Genomic DNA, 1020 nt, shown 5'->3' with positions numbered 1-1020 from the left:
CGCCGCGCCACGCCTCCTCCCCGTCGACAGTCGCCGAGCTGATGACGTCGAACTGCTGTCCCCGGTCGTGCGGGCGCAGGCCGGCCGCCCGCACGGACAGGTCGAGCCGGCTCCCGGCGTCGATCGGCCGGCGCACCGTGATCCGGTTCGCGACGTGCACCAGGCCGGCGAGCGGGAACGGGAAGTCCGGGGCGGACATCAGCCGCATCGCGAGCGGCGCGGCCAGCACGTGCGGATAGGTGGCCGGCAGCGCGTCGGCGAGCCGGAAGCCGCAGACCCGGTCGTAGTGAACGAGATGCTCGTGGTCGATGACCGCCTCGCGGCGGATCACCGTACGGTCGGGCAGTGCGGTGCCGCGGCGGCGGGGGAGCAGGCCAAGAGCGATCCGGGCGTACGAGGGTCCGGGCCGCCCGGTCAGGTCAACCACCATCTCAAGCTCCCAACAGGCTCTGGCCGCAGACTCTGACGACGGTGCCGGTGACCGTGCCGGAGCCGGGCGAGGCAAGCCAGGCGATGGTCTCCGCCACGTCGATCGGCAGGCCGCCCTGCGTCATGCTGTTCATCCGCCGGCCGGCCTCGCGCAGCAGCACCGGCATCCGGGCGGTCATCGCGGTCTCGATGAAGCCGGGCGCGACCGCGTTGATGGTGATCCCCCGACCGGCCAGGTCCGGGGCGCACGACTGCACCAGGCCGATCACACCCGCCTTGGCGGTGGCGTAGTTGGTCTGGCCCCGGTTGCCGGCGATCCCGGCGATCGAGGCCACGCCGACGATCCGGCCACCGGCACCGATCACCCCGCGCTCCACCAGGACGTCGTTGATCCGCTCCGGGCCGGTCAGGCTCACGTCGAGCACCGAGTCCCACCGGGCGGCGTCCATCCGGGCGATCGTCTTGTCGCGGGTGATCCCGGCGTTGTGCACCACGACGTCGACCCCGCCGGTCAGGTGGGCGGCCAGTCGCTCCCCGGAGTCCGGCGCGGTCAGGTCCAGTTGCAGGGCCCGGCCGCGTACCTCGTTGGCC

At 73.2% G+C, this 1020-nt stretch carries 1 protein-coding gene and 1 pseudogene; both read right to left on the bottom strand.

Annotated elements, in window-relative coordinates; genetic code table 11:
* Positions 1–430: pseudogene (locus AB0C29_RS50230) on the bottom strand (hypothetical protein); the annotation flags it as partial.
* Position 431: 1 nt separating this feature from the next.
* On the bottom strand, positions 432–1020 hold a 589-nt coding region (locus AB0C29_RS50225), incomplete at its 5' end, for an SDR family oxidoreductase (protein WP_360835710.1).

It is taken from the genome of Actinoplanes sp. NPDC048791, from assembly GCF_040650095.1.
Lineage (GTDB): Bacteria > Actinomycetota > Actinomycetes > Mycobacteriales > Micromonosporaceae > Actinoplanes.
Note: the sequence above shows the minus strand (reverse complement) of the source record. Positions and strands in the feature narration are given on the sequence as shown.